The organism is Bartonella sp. MU70NMGDW, from assembly GCF_042194085.1.
Lineage (GTDB): Bacteria > Pseudomonadota > Alphaproteobacteria > Rhizobiales > Rhizobiaceae > Bartonella > Bartonella grahamii.
Genome location: NZ_JBHIMK010000303.1, coordinates 1 through 1,376 on the forward strand (window position 1 = coordinate 1; position 1,376 = coordinate 1,376).

The window sequence follows — 1,376 nt, forward strand, 5'->3', positions numbered from 1 at the left end:
AAAAATTAAAATCGGCACAAAACCAACGAATAAATCAATTCCTTTAACAGCGGATGCATGGGTAGGAAGCCACAAAGGGAGTATGAGTGGAGGTATGAAGCGCCTCACGATTGATATACCAGAAAGTTTGCATCGGTTGATTAAGGTCAGTTGTGCAAGTCGTGGAACTAAAATAGCTGATGAGGTCCGCGAATTGCTTTCACAAAAATACGGAAAAGTGTAAAAAATGATACGATAATTTCATTGGTTTGAGTGCTTTTTCTAGAGATGATATCGATTGTTTTTATACGAAGTTAATAATAAAAGCGCTCTTCCTTTTTCACGATGGTTGCTTCATTCAAGTTGTTTTTCATAAGGTTCTATATCATCTCATGAAAGAGTTATAAGCTTATGAAAAATTTTCCGCTTCAAACTTTTCTCTATAAATTTGATAATCATCATACTACTTGTGATCTTATATCTCTAGATGAATAGATAAGTTTATTCTTCCATAAAAAATATCTTGATAATGATTTTAAACATCAGGTTTTGTTTATTGTACTTAATACATGCGTAAATAATGTAATTAAGAGTAGCGTTGATTATTTTTTTCTGTTATGCAGCAATCCGTTTTATTAAATTATATTCATGTTTATAAAGGGGGGGATAAAAATAAGTAAAATTTACTGATATTGACGCGCTATAAGTTTTCCTAATAAACAAAAGAAGTCATTGAGCGTATTATAGACAATATTTCTTACATTTATATGATCTTATAGTCTTAAATAATTAATGCCAGTCGTAATGGTACGCAAGGCAATAGGCTTTTTTCTTCAATTGGAATGTATAAGATCGCTTTTTTAGCATTTCTATTGGCTTTTAAAAAGTACAGGGGGACTTAAAGCTTTCTTTCTTTTCCGGTGGTTTAGAAATGATAAGAGCGCAATCTGTTGATTAAAAGGTGTATTTTTTCGTTTGCAGGGAATTTGCAATGAATATAGGCATGACGAATTTTGGGTAAGATATCGTGCTGCTTCTCGTTACCAAGAGGTTCTTGAAGGAAAAGAAATGATTAAAAAGCTTTTTGAGAATGTCAAGATATCAGAATTTTTGCTGAAGTTTTAACACTTCAAATACAAAGAGCTGCCGTGCAGATAATGTTACAAATGCAAGTCTGATAAATGAAAGGCAGTTTTCATGATTTAACATGTTTGCGTTGGAAGTGTACGTATTTGCAAAGGAAAGTAGACGCAAGGTCACAATACAGGAGGGGATGTGAACCCAAAGATATTGTTAATAAAATATTCGCGTACAGAAGTGGATTTTAAAATTTTTGAAAATGCACAATGAACTGCATGTACAAATTTAATGGGTCCCTAAATTGTGTCCTAAACTTT

The 1,376-nt window shown here is 32.4% G+C and carries 1 protein-coding gene; it reads left to right on the top strand.

Annotated elements, in window-relative coordinates; genetic code table 11:
* Nucleotides 1-223, top strand: a 223-nt coding sequence (locus tag ACFIKE_RS10620) for a plasmid partition protein ParG (protein WP_375649861.1), incomplete at its 5' end; no start/stop codon positions are given.
* Between the last annotated feature and the right edge of the window lie 1,153 nt (nt 224-1,376).